This window comes from Pantoea allii (assembly GCF_002307475.1).
GTDB classification, from domain to species: domain Bacteria; phylum Pseudomonadota; class Gammaproteobacteria; order Enterobacterales; family Enterobacteriaceae; genus Pantoea; species Pantoea allii.
This window is the reverse complement of the sequence record NZ_NTMH01000035.1, coordinates 37,310-63,444: the sequence shown is the minus strand read 5'-3', so window position 1 is coordinate 63,444 and position 26,135 is coordinate 37,310. Positions and strand designations below refer to the sequence as shown.

Below are 26,135 nucleotides of genomic sequence, written 5' to 3'. Positions count from 1 at the left end.
TGCAGAATCTTCGATAGCCTTTTGTCAGCCAACGCAGGCAGATATGCTGCTGTAGCTCTTCTGTTAATTTCTTGTTACGGAAACTCACGAATTTGTAAAGTGCAATGGTGATCAATGTCACATTAATCTGGCCTCTGGCAGGCTAAAACGGATAAAAAACCAAGGAAGCCGTGATGAGCCATAGTGAAACTTTACAAAAGCCGCCCAAGAGCGCGGCCAGAACCATTTTCAACGTTACCAGTGGTAACTTCCTTGAAATGTACGACTTCATGGTATTTGGCTATTACGCGACCGCGATAGCCAAAACCTTCTTCCCCGGTGACGATCCCTTCTCTTCATTAATGCTGACGTTGATGACCTTCGGCGCAGGTTTCCTGATGCGCCCGCTGGGGGCGATTATTCTGGGGGCTTACATTGACCACCATGGTCGTCGCAAAGGGTTGCTGTTAACGCTCGGCCTGATGGCAGTGGGTACGCTCACCATTGCGCTGGTACCGGGTTATGCCACGCTTGGCGCGGCGGCACCGGTCCTGATTCTGCTGGGGCGTCTGCTGCAGGGCTTTTCAGCCGGCGTGGAGTTAGGCGGTGTGTCCGTGTATCTGGCCGAAGTGGCCCCAAAAGGACGCAAAGGGTTCTTTGTGAGCTGGCAATCGGGCAGTCAGCAGATCGCTGTGATTTTTGCTGCGCTGCTGGGTCTGGCGCTGAACCATCTGCTTTCCCATGATGAAGTGACCGAGTGGGGCTGGCGTATTCCCTTTGTGGTGGGCTGCCTGATAGTGCCATTCCTGTTCTATATCCGCCGTATGCTGGAAGAAACCGACGCCTTCAGCCAACGTAAACATCACCCGGCGATGACAGAAATTATGCGTTCGGTTGCCAGCAACTGGGCACTGGTACTGGCGGGCATGCTGATGGTCGTCACCACGACCGTGATGTTCTATATGATTACCGCCTTTACGCCAACCTTTGGCAAAACGGTGTTGATGATGAGCGACAAGCAGGCGTTTATGGTGACGCTGTTCGTGGGCATTTCCAACCTGTTCTGGCTACCGGTGATGGGCGCGCTGTCCGATCGCGTCGGTCGTCGCCCCCTGTTGCTGACGTTTACCGTGCTGATGATTGCCACGGCCTGGCCCGTACTGCACTGGATGGTGGGGTCGCCGAGCTTTGCCCATCTGCTGGAGGCGGAATTATGGCTCTCCTTCCTGTACGCCAGCTACAACGGTGCCATGGTGGTTTATCTGGCAGAAATTATGCCGGCAGAAGTGCGCGCCGCCGGTTTCTCCATGGCCTACAGCCTGGCAACCGCGCTGTTTGGCGGCTTCACGCCAGCGGTGTCGAGTTATCTGATTCACGCCACGGGTGATAAGGCGATGCCGGGCGCATGGCTGACCTTTGCGGCCATATGTGGACTGATTGGCACCTTGCTGATTGGTCGAATGGTCAAACAGTACCGCGCGCGCCACGGCGGCACGCCGGTCAGCGCCGCACTTTAAAAGGCAATATCGACCACCACGCTGTCGCTGTAGTTGCCCGCAGGCGGCGTGTTTTGGGTGGTGAGGACGCGCGCAGTGTAGTTAAAGCTGCGCGTCAGTCCATCGGTGCTGACGGTATTCGCCGCCGCACTGCCAACGCGTTCTGTCCCGCTCGGTCCCCAACGATCGCTACTGGTTCCTTTGTAGATTTCGTAACTCAGAAGGTTTGTGCCGCTCGTCATATTGCGTACGCTGCCGGAAGCGTTGTTGCCATTGCTTAAGCCCACCGTGTAGGTACTGCCTTTACTGCATAATACATTGATGGTTTGCGAAACCGCCCCAAAACTGGCGACCAGCGGTGCACTCCCAAAGCTGATATTCGGTGCGGTAATCGCGGTGCAGTCGTTAGTCAGGACAACCGTCACGGTAATGGGAATGACCCCGTTGCCGGTCTGCGGGGTCAGGCAAGCGCCCAGGGCGGAAAGGCTGGTGCAAACGTTATAGGTGACGGCCATGTTCAGCGTCAGCGTATAGCTGCCCGCCGCCACGGTTTGCCCGGCGACGGTGCGTAAATAGACGGGAATCGCAAAGTTCAGGCTGCCCAGTAACCCCGCCAGATTAATCAACGTCGCCGAGCTATAGACAAAAGCCGACCCGCCAATCGTGAGTTCATTGGCGCAGGCGCTGTCGGTACATAGCCGTACCGGAATATTGTCGCTGCCGGTATCGCCGCTTCGTTTGAGCGTACCGCGTGTACCGTTGGTGTTGCTGGCGCTGGTCAACTGAAAGGTAATCTGGTTATTACTCAGCAGGGTCAGGGCCGTGCCTGAACCACAGTTGACGTTAGCGTTGGTGGAGGTGGAACTGACGCTGGTATTTGCAACAAAGGTCGTTTCTGTGCCAAAGCTGGCGCTGGAGGCAGGCAGGGCACAGGCTGCATAACCCAGCGAGGGCAACAACAGCAGGCAAAGGAGTAGCATCAGGTTTTTCATGGCGTAATTCCGGCGGTAGCGTTATCAGGATCAGGCACCGGTGCACCTTTGGGCAGCGGCGGTAGCGGGCAGGTCAGCGGCCCGTAGGTTTTTAATGCCTGCGGCTGCCCACCAGGCAGTGTCAGATCGGTTTCACAGGTTCGGCCATCGGGGGCGATGACCTTGATAGGGTTGTGCTCGCTGAGGTCGTCCAGCCAGGCGATGCCGTCCCAGCCAACGTAGCCGGTTGCCTGTCCCGGACGGATCACCTGGCTGGATACCGGCAGCGGCTGGTTATTGCCGTCAAACAGAATCACGCTGGCGGCGCGTAAACGTTCAACCGGAAAATCCAGTAAAAACCCACTCTGGCGCTTCACGGCAAAACGCTGCTCCACTTTGGGCGTGGTCATATCGGCAGGCAGATCGAGCGTATCAATGTCGTATTTGGCCGCGTAGTAGCTGCTGATTGACGGCACCAGCAGGTAGCCCTTGCTGTCGGTGCGTCCCATCGACTGATTTTCATAGCGGACATTCACGTCCGGGTAATTAGTTTTGACCACCACAAACGCATCGTTAATGGTGTTGGCGGCAAACACCTGATTATCCATCAACACCAACGAGCCGGATAAATCTGCCCACTGCGTCGTGTTGTCATCATCCCCATAAAAGCCGGCGGAGGTATCGATCTTATTGTTGCGGTAGCGCAGGCTGCCCTGACGATAATCGCCGCTGTTGCCGCCCTGATTCGCCCAGGATGCATCCCAGGCAAAGCCCCCATCGCTGGGCATGGCGCGGGACAAATAGGCCCGCTGATTATTTTGGCCTTGCTGATCGCGCTCAAGGCTCAGGGAGGCATTACTGTTTTCACCAAACGGAATCACCAGCGAGACGGCACCGCTCCATTCGCCCTGTTGCCTGTCACGGCTGGCGGAAATGTACAGGCTGGCATTGCCCCACAGATTTTTACTCCACGACAGGTTCCACAGGCTGGTACGCTGGTTATCGCCGCTGGAGATATCGATATAGGCTGCGCCCAGACTGCCATAACGATTGAGCGATATGCTGGCGCTGTACTGCCCGGTCCGTCGCGCCAGGCTGTAACGGTTGTCAGCATAGGCACTGTTGCGCTGGTTGCTCAGCAGGGCCAGATTACCAAAGCCGGCGTTGCGGACGGTGTGCTGGGTGCCCAGGCTGAAACGGCTGTTGTTGTACTGATAGCCCCAGCTGTACTGCGCACCCGACTGACCCTCCAGACGACTCTGCGCCGCTGCGCCGTTAATCACGCCCCAACTGCCCACTTTGAACTGCGCGCCCGCGCCGCCCATTCCCAGCTCATTACTGCCTTCCGCGTGGGTTTCCAGCGTGAGCCAGTCCGTCATGCCATAGCGCCACGAGCCGCTCAGGGCTGCCGCACCGTAATCGGCATTTTTGATGCCATAATTTTGACGTATCGCGCCCGCTGAAAAGGCGTAATCGGACAGGCCGGGCTTGAGCAGATTACTGGAAACATAAAACGGCAGCGTGGTGACGACCTGGCGACCGACGGCATCCGTGGTGGTAATGACGGCGTTCCCTGCGCCATTCACAAAGGGCACGTTGGTCAGCGACCAGGGACCGGGCTGGACGTTGGCCTGAGTGGATCGATAGCCGTTAACAAACAGGTCAACCGTCGAGGGCACCGCCGCCTGACCGGAAAAGGCAGGCAGGGGATAGGTAACCAGATCCGGTCGTACGCTGAAATCGCGCGCAACCTGTATGCCGCCAAGCCGGACGCTGCTGGTCCATGCCAGCGCATCGGTAGTGAGGTCGCCAACCCGCCAGCTCAGTATGGCGTTTTCATTCTCATTGCTCCACCAGGTGTCATAGCGGATATAGCCCTCATCCTGGTAGCGATTTTGCCCTTCCAACTGCTGTTGCCAGACGCCATTACTGGAGAAATGCCCTGCCTCACCAAACAGACGCAGTTCATTCCAGGCCGCCAGCCGTGTGCCCGCCACGTCGGTGCGCGTGACGTAGAGATCGTAATTGATCAGGGCACCGTTACTGACGCGTCCAGGAAAGCGCGGCCCGTTGTTGCTCTCACCCAACGTCTGGGCTGGCAGCCAACCGGGCGGAACGGTCAGCAGCAAGCGCTGACGGCGATCGTCATAATCCACTTTCACCTCCGCCAGTTGATTGACATCAACCTGCTGCTGCCCCTGATATTTTTCGGCAGGGATTCCGGCACGCTGGAGATCGCCCGCCCGCACCAGAAAATGGCCGTTTTGCTGCTCGACCGGCACGATATCGCCCCGCGCCTGCTGGTTCACTACCAGCTCTAACATGTAACGCTGGCCGGTAGGACGGTTATCCACCGACGGAGGGGGCGGTAGCGACGTAAAGGTTTCAGCCCAGAGATAACCGGGCGTCAGACAACACAGTCCCGCGATAGCCAGCGCGACGGGATGCGGCGAAAACTGCATCATTGCAACTTACTGAGCCGCAGCGCTGCGCCACTGCCCGTTATTGGTCTCTGCGCTCAGTTCACCGCTTACGGAGGACGTTAACGGAAAGCGCTGCGTGCTGTTGGCCAGCACATAGCCATAAAGTCCGTTTCCAAGTCGCTGACCGCCAACGGTGACATTACTGAGTCGTGCATGGCCGTTGCCGCGATTCGTCAGTTCCAGATAGCGTTGGCCGCTCGCGTTGACCTGACGCCAGCTGAGTGCCGACTTCGCGTCATCGCGGCTCAGACCGGAGCCATAGACAAAGAGCGGAACCGAATAACGCATCTGAAAATTCAGCCCGGCCTGGTTGTCGCTGACCGATCGCGGGGTAGGGATTTCATCCAGCACCACGCGGTAGGCCACCTCTTTACCCGCGGCAGGCGGTAGCTGTTTAATCAGGCGGACGAGCTGCTTCTGACCGGGTTCGATGCGCACCAGTGGCGGGCTGGCGACGACCTGCTGCTGAGTTTGATACTGCTCCTGGCTGTTGGTCTGCTGCCAGGCGAAGATGCGCACCTGCATAAGCGTCGTGCTGCTGCCACGGTTTTCCAGCCACAGTTCGCTGGCTTTCTCCTCCGGGTTTATCGCCGGGTCGATGGGCCAAATCATGACAGAGTTAGCGCCCTGCGCCTGTGGCAACAACACGAGTGTGAACAGAAAAAACAGGGCGCGCAGGGATGGCATGGTAAAGCTCCTTTGTACTTTTTATCACCAGGTCAGCGTGACGCTGAGCGTGTCGGAATAAACCCCGGCGCGCGTCGGGCCGGGTAACTGCAGCACGCCGTAAATCGGTAACGTGATGTTATTGGCATTGCTGTAGCTCAGCGGCACTGCCGTATTCACCGGAATCGGGGTAGTGCGTGCTGCATTGCTAAAGAGGTAATAGGGAATCGTGTTGGTATTGTTCGCCAGCTTCAGGTTGCGGGTCGCGGTGTAGTTACTGCCACCGTTGATGGTCATGCTCAGGGTGATGCCGGGTGTACAGGCGAGGTTAATCGTTGAACTTTGCACATAGCTGGCGCTGACACTGCTGTTTGCCAGCCCGGACTGGGTGCCAAAATTAAGCGTGCCAAAGATCCCCGTATTGGTTCCGGAGATCACACAACCTGCAACGATTGACGCTGAAACCTGAAATGTCGTGGAGCTGGTCGTAATGCTCCACCCATTCACACTCACCAGGAACAGTAACCCGCCAGCGGTGATCGAACCAGGTGACCAGGTTGCTGTCATCTGCCGCTACTCAAACACGGGCGCTTAGTAGTTCACGGCAACGTTAATGGTATCGGTGTAAGTGCCAGCCGGAATCACAGGGTTAAAGCCGCCGCCCACCACGCGTCCGTAAATTGCGTAATTGGTACCAAGCGTGGGATCGGTCGTGCCGCTTGGCGCAATATTGGTGTTATTCGCAATGGCGGTGCTAAAGGAGGCGTCGCTGTAGAGGGTATAAGCGATGCCCTGGGTGTTATCCGCGCCCAGTACCAGATAGCGCGGTGCAGATGATACGGTGCCGTAGACGGTTCCCGGTGCCGCATTACTGCTGGTCACCTGGACGTTAAACGTTTGCCCGGTAGTACAACGCACATAGATACCGTTTCCTGCCGCGCCCACCAGGGTGGCATTCAGGGTATCGAAGGTGGCGGCACTGCTACCAAAGTTCAACGAACCAAAGTTTACGCCCGTGGTGGCTGACTGGCCGTTCACCAGACAACCTGTGGTTAATGTCAGCGTAGCGTTAATTGCACCCGTGGTGGTGGCAGCAAACGTCACGGACGGCAGCGCCGTGGTGAAACTGACAGCTAACAGAAAAAGCTTGAATTTCATAATCATTCCTTACCGATTATTCAGGACTTGTGCTTTTTCACCTGATGGCGTAATACAAAAAAACCAGAGAAAAGAAAACCTAACCGTAGAGTGTCAGCATCCTGCCGTTGTTTTTCCCGACAATCCAGAAAACAGGTAAGTCGATTTATATTAATTTTTTTTACTATACATCAGCCTGGCCGTTGTAGCGAAACCCGACGATAAATTTTTTATTAATTTGTTACATTCGTGCCCCCGGACACCCTTCATGGCCGCTCATTCTCGGTAAATGAAAATAAAAACAGGGGCATATTTTGCGCACCGTGACCCTTTCGAATCAGGTGGGATAGTCTTGCGCCGGTCAGAAACGGTTTCAGAATAATCGTCTAAGATAAGCAGATGTGGACGGAGGCGAGCAGACGAGTTGGCGGTATGTTTAATTATAATTTATTGGAATAGCAGTCTTTTTTAATTTTTTCTGCGTTTCTGTGCCTGTCGTTCCATGCCGGGAGAGCGGTAATCGCCTGGATAGCGCCCTGCGGACAACAACAAATTTCCTCGGTCGGCAGACCAGGTTGATTGGTCCGGACGCTCGGAAGCATTGGGAACCTCTATTAAAAAAGCCTAATTTAGTCTTTTTTCGCGCCGATAACCGGTAAATAAGACAAAACATCTTTTCAACGTCAACATCACAGCTGCGCGCTCGGCGCTGTTCGGATAAACACTATGCTAGTGGCCTCATATAACGCATTCATCGTCGTCATTTCGGTATTAGTGGCGATGCTGGCTTCCTTTACCGCGCTGGATATGGCGGGACGTGTAGCCACTTCAACCGGTAAGGTCGCACTCGTGTGGCTGTTTGGCGGTGGCTTTGCCATGGGCATTGGTATTTGGGCCATGCACTTTATTGGCATGCTTTCCATGGACCTGGACATGATGATGAGTTATGACGCATCCCTGACGGCGCTGTCTGCCGGTATTGCGGTGTGTGCATCCATTTTCGCCCTGTGGCTGGTCTGTCAGGGGGACCTGCCTCTGCCGCGCTTAGCCGGCGGTGCTGTTGTCCTCGGCAGCGGCATTGTCGCTATGCATTACACCGGCATGGCCGCCCTGGTGCTCTCGACCCGTATCATCTGGAACTGGGGCTGGGTGCTGATTTCGGTGATCATTGCGCTGGCCGCCTCCGTTGCCGCCCTGTGGCTGGCGTTTAAGCTGCGCGAAGGGCATCAGGGACGCGTCGCCACACTGCGGCTGTGTGCATCGGTGGTGATGGGCGCCGCGATTGCCGGTATGCACTACACCGGCATGATGGCGGCTTCATTCCCTGCAGGCAGCCATACCATGTCTTCGGGCGTTAACAGCAACTGGTTAGCCATTGTGGTCACCGTAGTGACCATCGCCATACTCGGTATCACCCTGCTGGTTTCCATGCTGGATGCGCGCATGCAGGCACGTACCTCTATCCTGGCCAGTTCACTGGCTGAGGCCAATCGTGAACTGGCCCAGCTGGCGCTCCACGATAATCTTACCCGACTGCCAAACCGCATCCTGCTGGAAGACCGCCTTGAACAGGCGATGAATAAAGCCAATCGTGAGAGCAGCCAGTTTGCTCTGATGTTTATGGATCTCGATGGGTTTAAAGCGGTCAACGATGCCTTTGGTCACCACATTGGCGACAGTTTGCTGGTCAGCGTCACGGAAAGAATGAGTGAACAGATGAAAGGCTACTACACGCTGGCGCGTCTGGGTGGCGATGAATTTGTCCTGCTGATTGAAATCACCGAGCCAAATGATGCGGCGGCGGTCGCCGATCAACTGGTAAAAGCGGTGGTTCGCCCGTTCTCGATTTCCCGTTACGAGTTAGTGGTCTCCTTGAGCATCGGCATTGTGGTATATCCCGGTGACGGCGAGGATGAGCGCGAGCTGATGTTCAATGCGGATGCCGCGATGTACCACACCAAAAATAACGGCCGCAACGGCTATACCTTTTTCCAGCCCTCCATGAATCTGCTGGCGCAAAGTCAGTTACAGCTGAATAACGATCTGTGGCATGCGCTGGATAACAACGAGCTGCGGCTGTTTTACCAACCCAAATACTGTGCACCGCACGGCCCGATTATGGGCTTTGAAGCCCTGCTGCGCTGGCAGCATCCGAAACACGGCTTGCTGACGCCGGACTGCTTTCTGCCGATGGCGGAAAAAACCGGCATGATAGTGAATATCGGTAACTGGGTAATTAACGAAGCCTGCCGTCAATTGCATCAGTGGCACCTGCAGGGCCATCTGGCATGGTCCGTGGCGGTGAACCTGTCGGCGCTGCAGTTTGAGCAGAGCAATCTGGTCGAAACGGTTAAAGCGGCGCTGGCGCTGCACCATATTCCCGCCACGCAGTTAACGCTGGAGGTGACGGAAACGACGGCAATGCGTAATCCCGATGAAAGCGTCCGTATTCTGACCGAACTGACGGAGCTCGGCGTCAAAGCCTCGATTGACGATTTTGGAACCGGCTATTCCAGTTTGTTGTATCTCAAACGCCTGCCAGCCAGTGAGCTGAAGATCGATCGGGCCTTCGTGAACGAGCTTCAGCACCAGTCGGAAGATGCGACCATCGTCTCGGCGATTGTGGCGCTGGCGCAGTCTTTACAGTTAAAAGTCGTGGCTGAAGGCGTCGAAACGCCCGAGCAGCAGGCCTTTCTGACCCAACTTGGCTGCAACACGCTACAGGGATATCTGTTGGGTCGCCCCCTTCCACCGGAGCGTATCGAAGAGCTTAACGAGTTTGTGGGCACTGAAGCAGACAAACCCGCAGCGCTGGAGTGCTAAGGCGTTAACCGCCACGGCTTTTTTTGTTACAGGTGATCAACATGATAAAGTGACGCCTCAGCATCAGGAGCGACATGCCGTGGCGAAATATCAGCAGTTAATGGATGACATTCAGCAGCAAATCGAAGCCGGTATCTGGCCGCCGGGCACCCGTTTGCCTTCGCTGCGCCAGCAGGTCGCCCGGCAGGGGCTGAGCCTGATGACCGTGCTGCATGCTTATGAATTGCTGGAAAGTCAGGGATGGATTGTGTCGCGCCCGCAGTCCGGTTATTACGTCGCGCCACGGGCGCTGGCAGCCGCACCGCTCAGCGTGGCTATCAGCGAGCGGGTGGATATTAATGACTTTGTGTTCGACGTTTTGCAGGCCACGCGCGATCCGGCCATTGTGCCGTTTGGTTCGGCGTTCCCCGACCCGGCTTTATTTCCCCAGCGTCAGCTGATGCGTTCGCTGGCGAACGTCTCACACCAGCTGACGCCCACCGATGCATTGCATAATCTGCCCCCCGGCAACGCCACGCTGCGCCAGCTGCTGGCGCAGCGTTACGCCCGACAGGGCATCACGTTATCCCCCGATGAAATCGTGATTACCAGCGGGGCGCTGGAAGCGCTGAATCTCAGTCTGCAATCCCTTACCGAACCCGGCGATTATGTGGTGATTGAACAGCCCAGTTTCTATGGCGCACTGCAGGCGATTGAACGGCTTAAGCTCAAGGCGCTGGCTATTCCCGTCGACACGCAGAACGGCATTGATTTGCAGCAGCTTGAGGACGCGCTTCAGCGCTGGCCTGTTAAAGCCTGTTGGTTAATGACGACCCTGCAAAACCCCTCAGGTGCCACGCTGACCCCCGAGCGTAAACAGCAGTTGGTGGAATTGCTTGCCCGTCATCGGGTGCCGCTGATCGAAGATGATGTCTACGCTGAGCTGTCGGGTGAGGGCGCGCCGCCCCTGCCGGCAAAAGCCTGGGACAGTCATGGCAATGTGCTGCACTGCGGTTCTTTTTCAAAATCGCTGGTGGCGGGGTTTCGTGTGGGATGGGTCGCTGCGGGCCAGCATGCTCAACGTATTCAACGCCTGCAGTTGATGAGTACGCTTTCGACCAGTGCACCGATGCAGTTGGCACTGGCGGATTTTCTGGCGACCCGCCGCTACGATAATCATCTGAAACGGCTTCGGCAAAGTCTGGCAAAGCGCCAGCAACTGGCGCGTCAGGCACTGATGAAGGTGCTGCCCGCACCGTCCACGGTGAGCGACGCCGCCGGGGGCTACTTTTTATGGGTGACGCTACCGGACAGTATTAATACCACCCAGCTTTACCAGCGCGCGCTGGCAAAAGGTATCAGTATTGCACCGGGGCAGTTGTTTGCCGCTGGCGAACAGTTCAGCCACTGTTTTCGGCTTAACACCGCCTGGCCCTGGGATTCGCGAGCCGAGGCGGCGGTCGTCACCCTGGGTGAGATCATGGCCGACATGGCGCGCGGTTAAACCTGCGCAGCCTGGCGGTGCCCCCAGGTCAGGTAATAAACGTCGTAAAAGTCCACTTCCCCTTTCTGCTTCAGCAAACGGTCAATCCCTGTTTTGACGCGCTCTGGCGCATCCGGCAAAGACATAATGCGCGATACCGCCTGTTCAGGCACCGGCTGCACGTAATACCATTCGCCGTTGTAGCAAACCCGCAGATCCAGCGCATCGATATCTTCAAAACGGTATTTGGGATTGATATCCAGCAACATCAGAAAGCTCATCACCAGTACAAAGGCAGTCGCGAACCAGAAGGCTGGCCAGCCCAACATCTCAGTGGAAAAAATCAGTGCCACGCACAGGCCGTAGCACAGGTACATCACTGCCCACAGTCCAGGATGTTTTTTCAAAAAAGAGAAGCTGAAGCGCGGCAGGTTATCCCGGCGTTCTTCACGGTTGAGCGTATTAATTTCGTCGATCAAGATCTGTTTAATGGCGTCCATCGTTCCCCTCACTTTCAACTGATAGCTATTAGAACAGATAACAGTCAAGGCGTTCAGACACAGATTAGGCCATTTTTTATATAACAGTTTCGCGTTTGCTGACCGACTGCGCCGCCACCCGCGCCAGGGCGCGCGGTGCCAACTGTGTAAAATAGTCGACAGCGGGCCCCAGCATGGCTTCATCGGGATTAAACGCCGGATGATGCAGGCCATATTCGCTGGCACTGCCAATATTCACAAAGGCCCCCGGCACCTGTTGCAGATAAAAGGCAAAATCTTCACCGCCCATTAGCGGCGTAACGGCCTGTTCAGCGCGATAACCGCTTTGGGCGGCCTGATCCAGGGCCATTTCTGTCCATTCTGGCGTGTTTATCAGGGCAGGTGGCCCCGCTATCCATTCCAGCCCGGCGCGAGCGCCAAAGCCCGATGCGATTCCCTGAATCAGCGCCGTCATACGTTCAGGGATTTGCTGACGCAGCGCAGCATGGTGAGTGCGGACCGTGCCTTCCAGTTCCACTTCCTGCGGAAGCACGTTCCAGGTATTACCCGCCGTGAAACGGGTGACGCTCAGCACGACCGTTTCCAGGGCGCTAAACACCCGCGCAGGTAACGTCTGTAATGCCGTCACGATGTGGCTGGCAATCACAATGGCATCAATACCTTCCTGAGGCCGGGCGGCATGTGCGCCCTTGCCGTGCACCCGAATAATAAAGCGGTCGACATTGGCGTAAAACGCGCCAGGCCGGGTTCGCAGCGTACCCAGTGGCAGATCCGGCGCGTTGTGCATACCAAATATGGCCTGCACGCCGTCCAGCGCGCCTGCGGCAAGCAGCTGTCGGGCACCTTCAAACGTCTCTTCTGCGGGCTGAAAAAGAATACGTACCCGGCCCGGAAGCGTGGCTTCACGCTGCTTAAGCTGATGGGCCACGCCGAGCATTACCGACGTATGAATATCGTGTCCGCAGGCGTGCATCACGCCGGGTTGTTGGGACATCCAGGCAGAACGCACTTCCTCGTTGACAGGCAGAGCATCAATATCGGCGCGCAGGGCAATAAGGGGCTCGCCCTGGCCGATTTCCGCGACCACGCCGGTCGTCAATGGCAAGGGCAGCAAACGAATATCGCCCTGCTGCAACCAGCGCGTAATACGTTCCGTGGTGGCAAACTCCTGATTTGAGCGTTCAGGATGTTGGTGCAGTTCACGACGCCACTGCACCAGTCGTTCCAGTAAAAATGAAGTCATGGGTCTCCTTATTCAAACAGTCCAACGCAATCTCGGCTATACCTGCTTAGCCGTTACAGGTTATTGGGTTGCCAGGGGTAATCGGGCAATTGCGTCAGGGCATGATCCTGGGTTGATAACACCGACACAGACGTCGAGTACGCATCATAATGATGATTTTTATTCTCTCTGCCTGAATAATCGCGGGTGGATAATTCTCTGTCAGACCCAGAGCAAGCACCTGCTCGGGGCTTTTTTACGGGACTGCGCTGGCAAGCCGCCTCGCTGTTATGCGTGAACAGCATTTGTAATAAGCTACTGACTTTTAACATACTTTATCCCTCTCTCTCACCTGTTTGACCCGATGGATCATCATCGGGCAATACCGTGAGTCGATAAAGTAAGGAATTAATCAAAGCTTAGCGAAAATTAGCAAATACAGCATGGTTAAACGCGGACGTAATATCGATTCTGGTGGGATTGGCAGGAAGGTAATAAATAATGTCATCGCGGAATGCGTTTATTCATTTAATTCTATTGCCACTTTTTAACTTCATATTGTCATATTTATTGTTTTACGAAATATACCCGCATCGCCACACTGAGCCTTAACGGAAATGAGTGAGGACAGGTGAATGGCATATCAATTAAGTCTGTTAGATAAATCGCCCGTGGCAGAAGGTGAAACACCGGCGGCGGCGCTTCAGCGCACGTTGCAGCTGGCGAAACAGGCTGAGAAATGGGGCTATCACCGTTTTTGGCTGGCGGAACATCACAATATTGAACAGCTGGCGAGCCCGTCACCTGAAGTTTTAATCGCCTGGCTTGTGGCGCAAACCCAGCACATTCGTATTGGCTCTGGCGGGGTGATGTTACAGCACTACAGCCCCTATAAAGTGGCGGAAAATTTTAATTTGCTGGCGTCGCTGGCACCGGGGCGGATCGATCTGGGCATCGGTAAAGCGCCTGGCGGCCTGCCGCTTTCAACCCGGGCGCTACAGCTTGGGGTGCATCAGGATGAAAAGGGCAGTTTTGCCGAGCAGCTTCAGCAACTGGACAGCTGGCTGCAACCTGAGGTGGAACGGCACGACGACGAAAGGCTACGGGCCACGCCCTTGCCCGCGCGTCCGGCGCAGCGGTTTCTGTTGGGGGGGAGCGAGCAGAGCGCCCAGCTGGCGGCGCAGTTGGGCTGGCAGTTTGTATTTGCCGCGCACATCAATGGCGATCGCCAGCGTCTTGAGCGATCCCTGCAGGCCTATTCACGGCAGGCACAGGGTAAACGGGCGCTGGTAGCGGTGCAGGTCGTGGTCGCTGATTCGCCAGCGCAGGCCGATTTGCTGGTTGCCGATCTCAAACATTTCCACGTGCAGGTGAAAGGCGGCCCGGGCGTCAACGTTGCCAGCCTGGAACAGGCGGAACGCTATGTTCGTCAGGGCGGCTTTACCGATTATCTGATTGAGCCGCGCACGCCATCCCTGCTGAAAGGCACCGCGTCCCAGGTTCATGCCCAGCTCGACGCGCTACAGCATAACTTCGGTATTGATGAGTTTGTTATCGACACGCCGATTGCCGATGCCCGCGCACGTTACCGATCGCTGGAGTTACTAGCAACCCATCAGTGGGTCGCCGCCTGAGCATGATGTGTTAGCCGAGGTACACCATGAGTCTGAACGAAGCACAGTTAATTGCGTGGCGACGTGAGCTGCATACCTGGCCCGAACTCTCCGGCCAGGAGTTCGCCACCACCGCGCGGTTGCGCCAGTGGCTCCATAACGCCGGTATCCGTTTACTCGACTACCCGCTTGAAACCGGCGTGGTCGCGGAAATCGGCAACGGTGAAAACCTGATTGCGTTGCGTGCCGATATTGATGCGCTGCCGATCCATGAGGCCAGCGGCGTCAGTTTTCACTCTCGCCAGCCAGGCGTGATGCACGCCTGTGGTCACGATCTGCACAGTGCCGTGATGCTGGGCGCGGCCCTTGAACTGCAGGCACAGCAGCAGCAACTGCGCGGTCGGGTACGCATCTTATTTCAGCCCGCCGAAGAGATTGCACGCGGTGCCAGACAGTTTATCCAGGCCGGCGTACTGGATCAGGTACAGGCTATTTTTGGTATGCATAACGAACCCGGCCTGCCGAGCGGGACCTTTGCCACGCGTTTTATGCCAACGCCGACAAGTTTGTTATCCACGTGACAGGTAAGGGCGCGCACGCGGCGCATCCAGAGCAGGGCGTGGATGCCATCGTGGTCGCCAGCCAGATTATTCAGGCACTCCAGACGCTGACCAGTCGCAGCTTTAACACGCTCGACAGCCTGGTGCTCAGTATTACCCGCATTGACGGCGGTAAAACCTGGAATGTGCTGCCGGGAACGGTGGAGTTTGGCGGCACCGCCCGCACTCACGATCTGCACCTGCGCGCCGAACTGGAAAAACGCGTACGCACGCTGGTGGAGAACATCGCGCAGGCCAATGGCGCGCAGGCCAGCCTGAGCTGGCACGCCGGGCCGCCCGTGCTGATCAATGACGCGCGCTGGGCGCAGTTCAGCAGTGAGGTGGCTCGCCAGGTGGGCTATCGGGTACAGACTGCCGATTTACATCTGGGGGGCGAGGATTTTGCCTTCTACCTGCAGCAGGTACCGGGCGCGTTTGTCAGCATTGGCAGCGCCAGCGACTTTGGCCTGCATCATGCCGGTTTTACGCCCGACGAATCCTCGATAGCGCCCGCCGCCCACTACTTTGCACAGCTCGCCCGGCAGGCGTTGCACCATCTTCACGACCGATGTCGTGAACCCGCCCTGAATTAAGTTCAACTTTCTGACTTGCCTGAGCGGCTGTCCCGGACAACCGCCTGGCATCCTGACGCATAAAAGAGAGCACATCATGACCACAAGACAGCTTCGACTGGGTACCATTTTGCATGGCGCGTCCGGAAATATGTCGGCCTGGCGCCACCCGGCCGCCCAGGCGGACGCCAGCATCAGCTTTGACTATGCGAAAAAAATCGCGCGGAAAGCCGAGGAGGGCAAACTGGATTTTCTGTTTGTCGCCGACGGCTTATATATTAATGAAAAATCGATCCCCCACTTTCTGAACCGGTTTGAACCCTTAACGCTGCTGTCGGCGCTGGCCGGTGTCACCGAACATTTAGGGCTGGTGGGCACGGTCTCGACCTCCTACAGCGAACCCTTCACCGTGGCACGACAGTTTGCCAGTCTGGATCACCTGAGCGGAGGACGTGCCGGCTGGAACGTAGTGACCTCACCGCTGGAAGGATCGGCAAAGAATTTCTCACGGCAGCAGCATCCTGAACATGCACTGCGTTATCGCATTGCGGATGAGTACCTTGAGGTGGTGAAAGGATTATGGGATTCCTGGGAACAGGACGCGTTTGTCCGCAATAAAGACAGCGGCCAGTTTTTTGACCCCGCTAAGCTGCACACCCTTAACCATCACGGCGACTTCTTCCAGGTACAGGGACCGCTCAATATTTCACGCACGCCACAGGGCCGACCGATCATTTTTCAGGCGGGCGCCTCTGACGACGGTAAAAAGCTGGCAGCCCGTCATGCCGATGCCATCTTTACGCATCAGCCGACGCGCGAGGAAGCCCAGGCATTTTATCGTGACGTCAAAGCGCTACAGGTGAAAAACGGCCGTCAGCCGCAGGATCTGCATATTTTCCAGGGCGTGAGCGTCATCGTTGGCAACGATGCTGAGGACGTGGAGCAGCAATATCAAACCACCGCCGCGCTGGTTTCCCTTCATGATGCGCTCAACTATCTTGGCCGCTTCTTCGACCATCACGACTTTTCCCAGTACCCGCTCGATGCGCCTTTCCCCGATATTGGCGACATCGGCCAGAACAGTTTCCGCAGTACCACCGACGAGATTAAACACAAAGCGCGTGAGCAGGGTCATTCACTGCGCCAGGCAGCACTGGAAGCGGCAACGCCGCGTCCGCTGTTTCATGGCACGCCCGAGCAGGTCGCCGACGGTCTGCAACTGTGGTTTGAGAGCGAGGCCGCAGACGGTTTCATTATCAATGGCGGTACGCCAGACACTTTTGAACGTTTTGTTGACCAGGTGGTGCCTGTACTACAGGCGCGCGGTTTAGCGCGCCGTCACTATCCGGGCTCCACGCTGCGTGACAGCTTTGCCCTGTCGCAGCCGGTTAATCAATTCACATCACAATAAGAGCCTTTGCTATGCAGAAAAATATGCTTATCGCCTTGCTGATGCTGACCGCCAGTGGTAGCAGCCTTGCGGAAGGAACCCGTGTTGCCGTGAATGGTCAGCGCGTCAGTCTTGAGGCCAATAAAACCCCCATCCACACCGTTAAAAATGCGCAAGCCGTGGCGCAACTACCTGCCCACTATCGCTTCGCCGTACCGGGCGCGTTTACCGTGGCGGTGGCGGCTCTGAACTCACCGCCGCTGACCGTTTTCTCTGATGACAACAAAACGTTGTTGGGCAGCGAAGTCGATATTGCCCGGCTGGTGGCGGACAGCCTGGGGCTGAAACTTAACGTCGTGCCGGCTTCCTGGGAAGACTGGCCGCTTGGTGTGGCATCGGGGAAATATGATGCTGCCATCACCAACATCACCGTGACGAAGGCGCGCAAAGAGAAGTTCGATTTCGCCACCTACCGAAAAGATTCTCTGGGGTTTTACGTGAAAACCAGCAGCCCCATCCAGTCGCTGACCAAAGCCGAAGATATCGCCGGGCTGCGCATCATTGTCGGTTCCGGGACCAACCAGGAGGCCATTTTACTGGCCTGGGATAAAGAAAATCAGGCCAAAGGCCGTAAGCCGTTTACGCCGATTTATACCAAAGATGACGCCGCCCAAACGCTGGCGCTGCAGGCGGGACGTGCGGATGCCTATTTTGGTCCAAACGTGATTGGGGCCTGGAAGGCGTCACTGAACGGCAAAACCCGCCTGGTCGGCAGTGTGGATGGCGGCTGGCCTAACGCCGCGCACATCGCCGTCACGGTCAAAAAAGGCAGCGGATTAGCGGAACCCATCAGCACGGCTCTGAATGGCGTCATGCAAAATGGTGACTACCAGAAGGTGCTGGATCGCTGGGGAGAAGGCGTTGAACGCATCGATCATTCCGAGATTAATCCACCGGGTCTGGGTGACTGAGGAGCGCACAATGAGTGAACTGCAATTTCGCGAGCTGTCACCGGATGCGCCTGAACTGGTGCCGATCCTGACCGGTTTGTTCGGTGAGTATGCGGCCCGCTATGGCGATTATTTTAGCCGCCACCAGGAACAGGAGCGGGACGAATGGTATCTGCCCCCGCACGGCTTATTTATTGTGCTGGAGCGCGACGACGAGATTATTGCCATGGGCGCGTACAAACCTTATGACGCACAAACCGCCGAACTAAAACGGATCTGGACGCGTGGCGATCTGCGCCGCCAGGGATTAGCGCTGGTGGTGCTGAAAGAGCTGGAGCGGCGAGCAAAACGGGCGGGTTATCAGCGTCTGTTTTTGACCACCGGCTTTCGCCAGCCCGAGGCCGTGCGCCTGTATATCGGCCACGGTTATCAGCCGCAGTTCGACCTGAATGGCGATCTGGAACGTTTTGGTCAGCCGCCACACGATGGTCGCCTGCGTTTTATCAAAATTATCGATGTGCACAGCGTTGCGCAGGCAAGCTAAGGATCGCTCATGAGTCATCATCAACAGTTACAGGTGGTGCCCGCCCGCTATCCAGCCCGAACGCTGGGTGCCGTGGTGGCGCTGTTTATTCTGGCAGGCGTTGTACAGTCGGTGGCGTTTAATCCCCGCTGGGAATGGGGCGTATTTGCCCGCTGGTTCTTCGACCCGGTGATCTTGCATGGCCTGGGGCAGACACTGCTGTTGACCCTGCTGGGCACGGTGTTCAGCCTGCTGTTAGGCGGTTTGCTGGCGCTGGCGCGGCTCTCCTCTTCCTGGCTGTTAAGCAGTCTGGCATGGGGATACATCTGGCTGTTTCGATCGCTGCCGTTGATTGTCGTGCTGATCATTCTCTACAACTTCTCCTATCTCTACGACACGTTGTCCGTTGGGGTGCCATTTACCCACCTGTCATGGGGCCACTTTCAGACGATTAACGTGCTGGGGCAGTTTCCCGCAGCGGTGATTGGTCTGACGCTGGTTCAGGCGGCGTACAGTGCCGAGATCATTCGCGGCGGCTTTTTAGGCGTCGATCACGGTCAGGTGGAGGCGGCCTCTGCCCTGGGGCTGTCAGCCTCGCGGCGTACTTTTCGCATCATTTTGCCCCAGGCCTTACGCGCCATTATTCCGACCGCCTTTAACGAAATTATCAGTCTCGCGAAGGGCACGGCGATGGTCTATGTGCTGGCGATGCCGGAGCTGTTTTACACCATTCAGATGATCTACAACCGCAATCAGGAAGTGATCCCCTTACTGATGGTCGGCGCAGCCTGGTATCTGATTATCACCACCGTCCTGTCAGTGATTCAGCACAGCGTTGAACGCTGGCTGGCTCGCAGCGTCAGCCGTGAACCGCAACCGTCGCGCTGGCGACAATGGCGCACGCGCGTCGCACCGCTTAATCCTGTTGAGGAGATCAGCCATGTCCGAAGCCATTGATTACCGTTTATCCCCTGCGCAGGGGGCCATTAGCATGACCGGCGTCAGCAAACGTTTCGGCAAGCTCAAGGCGCTGGACGATGTCTCACTGGCGCTGGAGCCGGGTTCCGTCACGGTAATTCTTGGCCCCTCAGGATCAGGAAAATCGACCCTGCTGCGGACCATTAACCATCTGGAGCGGGTAGACGAAGGATTTATCCAGATTGACGGGGAGTACATTGGCTATCAGCGCCGGGGTGACCGGTTGTATGAACTGAAGGAGCGGGCGATTCTGCGTCAGCGCATTAACGTTGGCTATGTCTTTCAGAACTTCAACCTGTTTCCCCATCTCACGGTGCTGGAAAATTTAATCGAAGCGCCCATCGCCCATCGCCAGCTCTCAAAGCGCGAGGCGATAACCCGGGCGGGCGAGCTCCTGGATATTGTGGGCCTGCGCCATAAAGCCGATGCCTGGCCTCGTCATCTGTCTGGCGGTCAGCAGCAGCGCATAGCGATTGCCCGGGCCTTGATGCTGCAACCGCGCGTCATGCTGTTTGATGAGCCGACGTCAGCGCTGGACCCCGAACTGGTGGGGGAGGTGCTGGACGTGATTAAAAAGCTCGCCCGGTCAGGTACGACGCTGGTGATCGTCACGCATGAAGTGGGCTTTGCCCGTGAGGTGGCCGACAACGTGGTGTTCATGGTGGACGGTAAAATTGTGGAGCAGGGCAGCAGTACGCAAGTGTTAAACCATCCACGTCATGAAAGAACGCGCCGCTTTCTGGCTCGCGTATTATAAGAGGCCGAGATGAAATATGCGTATCTGACGCTATTGGCGATGCTGGTGAGCGGCGCGGTGTTTGCCGGGGAAAAACGGGATGCCGCCAACAATGAACAGCCGATTCATGCGCCGGTGAATCCCGACGCGGTAAAAAAAATCCCGGCGGATTTTCATTTTGTTGAGCCGGGCACCTTAACCGTGGCGACCTCTGCCACCAATTCGCCCCCGCTGGCGCTGCTGGCGTCGGATAACCTGACCCGCATTGGCAGCGATCCTGACATTGCCCGCCTGCTGGCGGACAGTCTGGGGCTGAAACTTAAGCTGGTCCCCGCGTCCTGGGAGGACTGGCCGCTGGGGATTCGCGCCGGACGCTACGACGTGGCCATGTTTAACATTGCGGTCACCGAAGAGCGGAAAAAGAAGTTTGATTTTGCCACCTATCGTGCCGATAACCACGCCTTTGTCGTCAAAGCGGACAGTCCTGTCAGCACGATCAACTCACCGGCAGACGTGGCGGGCAAGCGCATCATCGTGGCATCAGGCACCAATCAGGAGCGCATTTTACTCAGTTGGGACGCGCAGAACCGGGCCAAAGGGTTGCCCCCTGTCCAACCCATCTACCTGACGGATGATGCCTCGGCGACGCTCTCTCTGCTCTCCGGGCGGGCCGATGCGCTGTTTGGCCCGCATTCTACGGCGGCATGGAAAGTGGCGTCGCGCGGGCAAACGAAAATAGTCGGCGAGGGGCCGTTCCGCGCCTGGGTGGCGGTGACCACCAAAAAGGGCAACGGCCTGGCTGCGGCGCTGCAAACCGCGCTGGATGGCACCATTGCCGGCGGGCAGTATCAGCAGGTTCTCCAGCGTTGGGGCGAAGAGGATGAAGCGGTCGCCCATTCCACCGTCAATCCACCCGGCATTGTTTACTGAGTCAGATGAGCCTGAAAATGGCGTCAGCCACAGGACATCACCGCGCATCGACCCGCCAGCCCTGGCGGGTTTTTTTTGTCTTCGCGAAACAGATTAATGCCTTGTCATCGGCCCGTCATTTTCTGGGGTTATTAGCCTTAATCTTCACTTTGACGGATGCGCAGCGACTGCCGGTTCAGCGTGCAACCACGGGCGTTGTCTCTTTTACAGATTAATCCTACCACGTAAAAGAGACTTACTTACTTAGGGTGAAATTGTTAACAACTAATTTGGCTTTGGTTAGCGAGTTAGGGTGGTTGTGTAAATTGTGATGCATAGCGCACATTACAAACCCTGCGACCTTTGTCACACTAAAGAAAAAAGGAGACATTGTATGACTGCCCAAACTTCCAGTCTGATGTTGCTGATGTCTTTCGCAGCAGGAACATTTTCAGCCGGGGCATCAGATAACCCTCAGCATTTGATGTTCGCCAGTCCGTCTGGCGGAGTGCCGAATAATCCGTTACCGCTCATTATCTGGCCGCGCGTGGTGCCAGAGGATGAAGAGTATATCGCCGCCTGGTTCGAGCAGACGTTTGAAAAAAATGGCTGGCCACCCGACTGGCGCGATCAGCTGTTCCCTTACATGCATTACCATCCCAACACGCATGAGCTCCTCGGCGTGGCTGAAGGCTGGGCGGAAGTGCTGTTTGGTGGCGACAGTGGTCGTATGATTACTCTGCGGGCAGGCGATGCCGTGCTGATCCCGGCCGGTGTCGGACATCGACAGGTGTCTGCCAGCGAAGATTTCCTGGCGGTGGGTGCCTATCCGGAAGGCCTGAAACCTGAAATCCTGCGCGATGAAATTGCCCATTTGAAGCTGTCGCAGGAAAAAGTGAAAACAGTAGCGCTGCCGAAACGGGACCCGTTCACCGGTAAAGCGGGCGCGATGACCGAGATCTGGCTCCCGGTTGCGACCATGATGCACAACCAGTAACGCGAAACGGGACCGGCTGCTCAGGATTAATGACAGTGCCGCTGCCGACAAACCGGCAGCGGAAACCGGTTCCGCCTTTTCTTGTCAAGCGGTGGCGAACGAGTACGAATGCCGTTATCGCCAGCAGTATTAAGATTTTGCATAAATGATAGGCCCGGTTGCCTGGTTGGTGGACGACGTGGTTAAGCTGAGGTAGGGAATATCGCTCAATGCCGTGGAAGGTAAGCGAGAACAGACCGGCGGCGGCCTGGTAAAACTTGAAAAAGGATTAAGTCCTGGTGCTAATCTTTGGTACGCAAAAGCGGCTTTGGATCATATGATCTTCAATCAAATGCAGGAATACGTCTCATCTCGATATCTCCGCAAGGTTGAGCAACGGTCAAAAAAAGATTTTAATCAGACTTATTGGTGGAAGCCACAAAACATCACTCCGCAGTAGGGTAGAACACGGATGGTTTTCTTTTATTCGCAATAATCTCTGGCGTAATTCTTGCTTACGATAACTTAAGCAATTACGGAGTAAATGACGCCCTCAAGGTATTCATTTGATTTGTATTTTTCGTAAGCGTAATCGTTTTCATCGGTAGGAATATATAATTAGTTGAAGGGCGGTGGGTTCGGTGCCGATGGCGACTTCTGACTGATAATGACTGCTATTTTTGTTGGACGTGCTGGGCTCTTAGAATTGCTATGGTCCCGAAAAAATTTTAATAATAGGAATTTAAGTGAGAAAAATTTTAATACTCTGTGTTTTATTTCTGGCTGGATGTGCAACAAAACAGTATCCACAGTCACCTCAACTCACACCTGAGGAGTCTGCAGCTTTTGATTGCCGAGCTATTGAGCAGGAAATCGCAAAGATGCATAGTATTCAAAGCGAGATCGACCGAACGGGGCAGTTCGATGCCAGGACTGTTTTAGGTTTTATTGCTGATTTTGGTATAGGTAACGGGTTGGCTAAGGAAAGCGCCAAAGATAAAGCACAACAACGTTTGAATCAGCTTCAAATCCTGAAAACCACGAAATGCCATTAGAAAAAAGCCCGCTTTCGCGGGCTGATTTTTAATATTAGTTATCATCTTTTTCAGATGGCGATATGCTAGTTCTGCCCAAAAGAAACACTGATGCCAGACCAATGAGATCAATGGTGATAAGTGTACCAGCGAAAACAGTGTTACCTTTCCAGGCAAAAATGGCCGCAATGGCGAGGACAAATACAGTGATTGTAAACGCCATCCACTGACCACGAGTATCTCGCGCGAGTGTGCCATCGACGATTTTATCTTTTACTGCATGGCGATGAGCTTGTTCTTTCTCGCCTTTTGCCATAATACGCTCTGCGCCATTTTCAACAATTTCATTGTATTCGCGAAGCATGGCAGGCGGAGGCAAGGGGCCTCTGAAAGACTGCTGACTGATTATTGCTCTGAACTGTGGTCTTGAGAGAAGCCTCTCAAGAACCACGGGATTTTCGTTAAGCTCTTCCTCAATCTTGAGGGCTAGCTCGGTTGTTTCTGCATCTTCTTCAGCGGCAGTGTTTTCAATTTCTTCTTCAGCGAGTGGCCAACTGGCGCTTTGTTGCTTTGGCTCTGATCCTTGCATAAGACCTCATTGATTTCCTTATATCATCACCAATCGCCTGGAAATCTGAACTAATGGCTTCAGCATCACTACGACGATCAACAAACTCTGAGTAGTCTGTAGCCGGAATCAGATCAAACACACTACCTGCCGCTGTCATAAAACGACGAGTCGATCTCTTCATGTTTACTCCTTAGGCATTCAACCTTTGGTTGACTTACCAATCTGGTTGCAGTTTATGCATAGCGTGAATAATACGCAACTAATACCACTAGTCTTATCGCAACAATTGCCAAACGAATGCGCCTTAGTTATCGGCGCATTCAGGCTAACGTTGAGGCTTCATTTTGCCGCTAGCTGGGTGATGTATTGTCCATGAGTCGTCAGTGCTGCTAACAGCTTTCTCTGTTCTGCCAGATGCAGGCGGATCGCTTCAAGCTCCCTCCACTTTATGGTCGTTACTAGTCAGTTCTGCCAGTAGAGCATGTAACTGAAGCCCGCGGCGATGCTTCGACAACAGTGCCGGAATCACCTCAGCGGGGCCAATGCCACAGTTCGAGTAGTGATACTGACTTTCGCGCATTTCCCTCATGACCTCGGGTACGCACTTTTCGCCAATGCGCGCGGCAGTCTTTTGTCCGTTTCCTTTTTTACCGTATCGCCCCGGTGAAATATCCTGCCTTATCCCTCTGTTTTTATGGCTAAAAACCTGATGTGGCACCCATGTGTCGCTGACTGCGCCAACATATTTGCCTCTCGACCACTCGTTATTCATAAAAGTGCAAACAATGCGACTTACTTTCGCTGTATCTCCGGGACAGGCACGAAAGGTTAACTATGTTTTCAGTCGATCAGGTTATTGAGAGTTTCTGGCCCAACCAGCATCCCGCCAACTGGCAGAAACGGATTCTGAAGTGGATCTTACGTGAAGATGAATTCCAGCGATTTGCCGCGCGCTATCCTCACCTGAAAGGCCTGGATATGGTCGAGCAGGTGCTGGAGCACCTTGATGTACGTTGCGAGCTTAGCGAGCGCGATCTGGAGCAGATCCCCCCGCGCGGGCCAGTGGTCATCGTGGCCAACCATCCACTGGGAACCATTGACGGCATGGCGTTACTGCATGCGATATCACAGGTGCGCCCCGACGTGAAAATTGTGGCTAACCGGTTGATTATGCTGCTGGAACCGCTCAACAGCCTGATGTTGCCCGTCGACAATATTGGGAACCGCACCAGCCGCCAGCAGTTGCAGAGCATGCAGCAGCATCTTAGCAATCAGGGCGTGCTGATTATCTTCCCGGCGGGTGAAGTGTCCCGTCTTAGCAGTGCGGGCGTGCGTGACCGTGAATGGCATCACAGCTTCCTGCGTCTTGCGGCGAAAGCGCGGGCACCGCTGGTGCCGGTACACGTTGAGGGCCGAAACAGCTGGCTGTTCTATGCTACCGCCAAAGTCGCACCGCCTGTGGCAATGTTAATGCTGGTGCGGGAAATGTTTAAACAGCGCGGAATGCGCATCAAACTGCGTATCGGTGCGCAGATTCCGTTTGCGCACTGGCACGACGGCCACACGCCAGGCAAAGAGCTGGCAAAGCGCGTGCGTAAACATGTCTATCGTCTGGGGCAGGGAAAAAAGGGCCTTTTTCAGACTGAATCCGCCATTGCGCTGGCGGAAGATCGTGCCGACCTGAAAAAAGCGCTGCTGCAAAGCGAACTGTTGGGGAATACCCCGGATGGCAAGCAGATCTATCTGTGGCGGCGTAACGGTGCCACCTCAGTGCCGATACTGCGTGAGCTGGGCCGACTGCGGGAGATTGCCTTTCGTGCCGTGGGCGAGGGCAGCGGTCGCCGACGTGATTTAGACAGCTACGATGATGACTACTATCACCTGATCCTGTGGGACGATGCAGAGCTGGAAATCGTCGGTGCCTATCGGTTTATTCCCGGTGGCGAACAGTTGGAACGCCGCGGCATGGAAGGACTCTACAGTCACAGCCTGTTTCATTACGACGAACGCATGATCCCTATCCTGCGTCAGGGCATCGAGCTGGGACGTAGCTTTATCCAGCCTGCTTACTGGGGCAAACGCGGGCTGGATTATCTCTGGCTGGGCATCGGGGCTTACGTCGCCAGATACCCTGAGGTGCGCTATCTGTTCGGACCGGTCTCTATTTCTGGCACCATGCCGCTGGCGGCGCGTGATTTGCTGGTGGCCTTCTACCGCATCTATTTTCCGACGGACTTCCCTCTGGCCACGTCGCGCTGTCCTTATCCGGCCTCGCTGCCTGACGTGCTGGCCCAGTTCAGCGGCAATGATTACAAAGAGGATCTCCAGCGGCTGAAGCAGTTGCTCAGCAACCTCGGCGTGGCAATCCCGACGCTCTACAAACAGTATTGCGAAGTGTACGAACCCGGCGGCGTGCAGTTTATTGATTTTGGCAGCGACCCCGACTTCAACAACTGTATTGACGGGCTGGTTCTGGCGGATCTCACCAAAATTAAGCCGTCGCGCTATGAGCGCTACGTGGCGGTCCATCTGCCGAAGTAGCCTG

23 protein-coding genes and 2 pseudogenes are annotated in these 26,135 nt (G+C 55.7%); 16 read left to right on the top strand and 9 right to left on the bottom strand.

Features of this window, described 5'->3' with window-relative positions; all coding sequences use genetic code 11:
- The first annotated feature begins 173 nt into the window (after positions 1-173).
- Positions 174-1,496, top strand: a complete 1,323-nt coding sequence (gene tcuC, locus CMR03_RS14555; protein WP_096011861.1) for an MFS transporter — start codon at positions 174-176, stop codon at positions 1,494-1,496.
- On the opposite strand, the gene CMR03_RS14550 is transcribed toward tcuC, so the two are convergent.
- Genes CMR03_RS14550 through CMR03_RS14530 form a run of 5 tightly spaced genes read right to left on the bottom strand, consistent with a single transcriptional unit; the run spans position 1,493 to position 6,753 of the window.
- A complete protein-coding gene (locus CMR03_RS14550) occupies positions 1,493-2,467 on the bottom strand; it encodes a Csu type fimbrial protein (RefSeq protein WP_063880926.1) in 975 nt (324 codons plus the stop codon). The two genes, tcuC and CMR03_RS14550, sit on opposite strands and share 4 nt — an antisense overlap.
- A complete protein-coding gene (locus CMR03_RS14545) occupies positions 2,464-4,911 on the bottom strand; it encodes a fimbria/pilus outer membrane usher protein (protein WP_096011860.1) in 2,448 nt (815 codons plus the stop codon). Before CMR03_RS14545 ends, CMR03_RS14550 begins: the two co-directional genes overlap by 4 nt.
- Positions 4,912-4,917: 6 nt before the next feature.
- Complete coding sequence (locus CMR03_RS14540) at positions 4,918-5,616, bottom strand: fimbrial biogenesis chaperone (protein WP_063880925.1); 699 nt, start codon at positions 5,614-5,616, stop codon at positions 4,918-4,920.
- Positions 5,617-5,640: 24 nt separating this feature from the next.
- Entirely contained in the window at positions 5,641-6,162 is a 522-nt protein-coding gene (locus tag CMR03_RS14535; RefSeq protein WP_096011859.1) for a Csu type fimbrial protein, read from the bottom strand.
- A gap of 24 nt (positions 6,163-6,186) precedes the next feature.
- The gene (locus tag CMR03_RS14530; RefSeq protein WP_063880923.1) at positions 6,187-6,753 is read right to left on the bottom strand and encodes a spore coat protein U domain-containing protein; all 567 of its coding nucleotides are present in this window, start codon (positions 6,751-6,753) and stop codon (positions 6,187-6,189) included.
- Positions 6,754-7,458: 705 nt separating this feature from the next.
- Here CMR03_RS14530 and CMR03_RS14525 point away from each other — a divergent pair.
- On the top strand, positions 7,459-9,555 hold the full coding sequence (locus tag CMR03_RS14525) for a putative bifunctional diguanylate cyclase/phosphodiesterase (protein ID WP_063880922.1): 2,097 nt from the start codon (positions 7,459-7,461) through the stop codon (positions 9,553-9,555).
- 79 nt (positions 9,556-9,634) lie between these two features.
- Complete coding sequence (locus CMR03_RS14520; protein WP_063881257.1) at positions 9,635-11,038, top strand: aminotransferase-like domain-containing protein; 1,404 nt, start codon at positions 9,635-9,637, stop codon at positions 11,036-11,038.
- Here CMR03_RS14520 and CMR03_RS14515 read toward each other — a convergent pair.
- Entirely contained in the window at positions 11,035-11,517 is a 483-nt protein-coding gene (locus CMR03_RS14515; protein ID WP_014594608.1) for a YlaC family protein, read from the bottom strand. The genes CMR03_RS14520 and CMR03_RS14515 overlap by 4 nt on opposite strands.
- 76 nt (positions 11,518-11,593) lie before the next feature.
- A complete protein-coding gene (locus tag CMR03_RS14510) occupies positions 11,594-12,760 on the bottom strand; it encodes an amidohydrolase (RefSeq protein ID WP_096011858.1) in 1,167 nt (388 codons plus the stop codon).
- A gap of 614 nt (positions 12,761-13,374) precedes the next feature.
- On the opposite strand from CMR03_RS14510, the gene CMR03_RS14505 reads away from it, so the two are divergent.
- The 12 genes and pseudogenes from CMR03_RS14505 (at position 13,375) to CMR03_RS14450 (ending at position 23,040) form a co-directional block, all read left to right on the top strand.
- The gene (locus tag CMR03_RS14505; protein ID WP_096011857.1) at positions 13,375-14,373 is read left to right on the top strand and encodes an LLM class flavin-dependent oxidoreductase; all 999 of its coding nucleotides are present in this window, start codon (positions 13,375-13,377) and stop codon (positions 14,371-14,373) included.
- A gap of 26 nt (positions 14,374-14,399) precedes the next feature.
- A pseudogene (locus CMR03_RS14500) lies at positions 14,400-15,544 on the top strand (amidohydrolase).
- A 76-nt stretch (positions 15,545-15,620) separates the two neighbouring features.
- Positions 15,621-16,934, top strand: coding sequence for an LLM class flavin-dependent oxidoreductase (locus tag CMR03_RS14495; protein WP_096011856.1), 1,314 nt, complete (start codon positions 15,621-15,623; stop codon positions 16,932-16,934).
- Between the two features lie 11 nt (positions 16,935-16,945).
- Positions 16,946-17,884 (top strand): ABC transporter substrate-binding protein, encoded by a 939-nt coding sequence (locus CMR03_RS14490; RefSeq protein ID WP_063880916.1) that lies wholly within the window; start codon positions 16,946-16,948, stop codon positions 17,882-17,884.
- A 10-nt stretch (positions 17,885-17,894) separates the two neighbouring features.
- On the top strand, positions 17,895-18,407 hold the full coding sequence (locus tag CMR03_RS14485; RefSeq protein WP_096011855.1) for a GNAT family N-acetyltransferase: 513 nt from the start codon (positions 17,895-17,897) through the stop codon (positions 18,405-18,407).
- Between the two features lie 9 nt (positions 18,408-18,416).
- Complete coding sequence (locus CMR03_RS14480; protein WP_063880914.1) at positions 18,417-19,343, top strand: amino acid ABC transporter permease; 927 nt, start codon at positions 18,417-18,419, stop codon at positions 19,341-19,343.
- Positions 19,327-20,121 (top strand): amino acid ABC transporter ATP-binding protein, encoded by a 795-nt coding sequence (locus tag CMR03_RS14475; protein WP_063880913.1) that lies wholly within the window; start codon positions 19,327-19,329, stop codon positions 20,119-20,121. Before CMR03_RS14480 ends, CMR03_RS14475 begins: the two co-directional genes overlap by 17 nt.
- 9 nt (positions 20,122-20,130) lie before the next feature.
- A complete protein-coding gene (locus CMR03_RS14470) occupies positions 20,131-21,030 on the top strand; it encodes an ABC transporter substrate-binding protein (RefSeq protein ID WP_096011854.1) in 900 nt (299 codons plus the stop codon).
- A 17-nt stretch (positions 21,031-21,047) separates the two neighbouring features.
- On the top strand, positions 21,048-21,245 hold the full coding sequence (locus CMR03_RS14465) for a hypothetical protein (protein WP_141248568.1): 198 nt from the start codon (positions 21,048-21,050) through the stop codon (positions 21,243-21,245).
- A 158-nt stretch (positions 21,246-21,403) separates the two neighbouring features.
- On the top strand, positions 21,404-22,006 hold the full coding sequence (locus tag CMR03_RS14460) for a cupin domain-containing protein (protein ID WP_063880910.1): 603 nt from the start codon (positions 21,404-21,406) through the stop codon (positions 22,004-22,006).
- Between the two features lie 145 nt (positions 22,007-22,151).
- Positions 22,152-22,445 (top strand): annotated as a pseudogene (locus tag CMR03_RS14455) (hypothetical protein); the annotation flags it as partial.
- Between the two features lie 286 nt (positions 22,446-22,731).
- Positions 22,732-23,040, top strand: a complete 309-nt coding sequence (locus tag CMR03_RS14450) for a hypothetical protein (protein ID WP_096011852.1) — start codon at positions 22,732-22,734, stop codon at positions 23,038-23,040.
- A gap of 34 nt (positions 23,041-23,074) precedes the next feature.
- Here the strand turns inward: CMR03_RS14450 and CMR03_RS14445 are convergent, their stop codons facing one another.
- Positions 23,075-23,608 (bottom strand): DUF2335 domain-containing protein, encoded by a 534-nt coding sequence (locus CMR03_RS14445; protein ID WP_096011851.1) that lies wholly within the window; start codon positions 23,606-23,608, stop codon positions 23,075-23,077.
- Positions 23,559-23,771: a hypothetical protein gene (locus CMR03_RS14440; protein WP_072015855.1), complete on the bottom strand. Its 213-nt coding sequence runs from the start codon at positions 23,769-23,771 to the stop codon at positions 23,559-23,561. The genes CMR03_RS14445 and CMR03_RS14440 overlap by 50 nt, the downstream gene beginning before the upstream one ends.
- 653 nt (positions 23,772-24,424) lie before the next feature.
- Here CMR03_RS14440 and olsF point away from each other — a divergent pair.
- Positions 24,425-26,131: a bifunctional ornithine lipid synthase OlsF gene (olsF, locus tag CMR03_RS14430; RefSeq protein WP_096011849.1), complete on the top strand. Its 1,707-nt coding sequence runs from the start codon at positions 24,425-24,427 to the stop codon at positions 26,129-26,131.
- Positions 26,132-26,135: the final 4 nt, after the last annotated feature.

Coding starts and splice junctions, on each gene's coding strand:
- tcuC (WP_096011861.1), top strand. CDS start 174: ATGAGCCATAGTGAAACTTTACAAAAGCCGCCCAAGAGCGCGGCCAGA.
- CMR03_RS14550 (WP_063880926.1), bottom strand. CDS start 2,467: ATGAAAAACCTGATGCTACTCCTTTGCCTGCTGTTGTTGCCCTCGCTG.
- CMR03_RS14545 (WP_096011860.1), bottom strand. CDS start 4,911: ATGATGCAGTTTTCGCCGCATCCCGTCGCGCTGGCTATCGCGGGACTG.
- CMR03_RS14540 (WP_063880925.1), bottom strand. CDS start 5,616: ATGCCATCCCTGCGCGCCCTGTTTTTTCTGTTCACACTCGTGTTGTTG.
- CMR03_RS14535 (WP_096011859.1), bottom strand. CDS start 6,162: ATGACAGCAACCTGGTCACCTGGTTCGATCACCGCTGGCGGGTTACTG.
- CMR03_RS14530 (WP_063880923.1), bottom strand. CDS start 6,753: ATGAAATTCAAGCTTTTTCTGTTAGCTGTCAGTTTCACCACGGCGCTG.
- CMR03_RS14525 (WP_063880922.1), top strand. CDS start 7,459: ATGCTAGTGGCCTCATATAACGCATTCATCGTCGTCATTTCGGTATTA.
- CMR03_RS14515 (WP_014594608.1), bottom strand. CDS start 11,517: ATGGACGCCATTAAACAGATCTTGATCGACGAAATTAATACGCTCAAC.
- CMR03_RS14510 (WP_096011858.1), bottom strand. CDS start 12,760: ATGACTTCATTTTTACTGGAACGACTGGTGCAGTGGCGTCGTGAACTG.
- CMR03_RS14505 (WP_096011857.1), top strand. CDS start 13,375: ATGGCATATCAATTAAGTCTGTTAGATAAATCGCCCGTGGCAGAAGGT.
- CMR03_RS14495 (WP_096011856.1), top strand. CDS start 15,621: ATGACCACAAGACAGCTTCGACTGGGTACCATTTTGCATGGCGCGTCC.
- CMR03_RS14490 (WP_063880916.1), top strand. CDS start 16,946: ATGCAGAAAAATATGCTTATCGCCTTGCTGATGCTGACCGCCAGTGGT.
- CMR03_RS14485 (WP_096011855.1), top strand. CDS start 17,895: ATGAGTGAACTGCAATTTCGCGAGCTGTCACCGGATGCGCCTGAACTG.
- CMR03_RS14480 (WP_063880914.1), top strand. CDS start 18,417: ATGAGTCATCATCAACAGTTACAGGTGGTGCCCGCCCGCTATCCAGCC.
- CMR03_RS14475 (WP_063880913.1), top strand. CDS start 19,327: ATGTCCGAAGCCATTGATTACCGTTTATCCCCTGCGCAGGGGGCCATT.
- CMR03_RS14470 (WP_096011854.1), top strand. CDS start 20,131: ATGAAATATGCGTATCTGACGCTATTGGCGATGCTGGTGAGCGGCGCG.
- CMR03_RS14465 (WP_141248568.1), top strand. CDS start 21,048: ATGGCGTCAGCCACAGGACATCACCGCGCATCGACCCGCCAGCCCTGG.
- CMR03_RS14460 (WP_063880910.1), top strand. CDS start 21,404: ATGACTGCCCAAACTTCCAGTCTGATGTTGCTGATGTCTTTCGCAGCA.
- CMR03_RS14445 (WP_096011851.1), bottom strand. CDS start 23,608: ATGCAAGGATCAGAGCCAAAGCAACAAAGCGCCAGTTGGCCACTCGCT.
- CMR03_RS14440 (WP_072015855.1), bottom strand. CDS start 23,771: ATGAAGAGATCGACTCGTCGTTTTATGACAGCGGCAGGTAGTGTGTTT.
- olsF (WP_096011849.1), top strand. CDS start 24,425: ATGTTTTCAGTCGATCAGGTTATTGAGAGTTTCTGGCCCAACCAGCAT.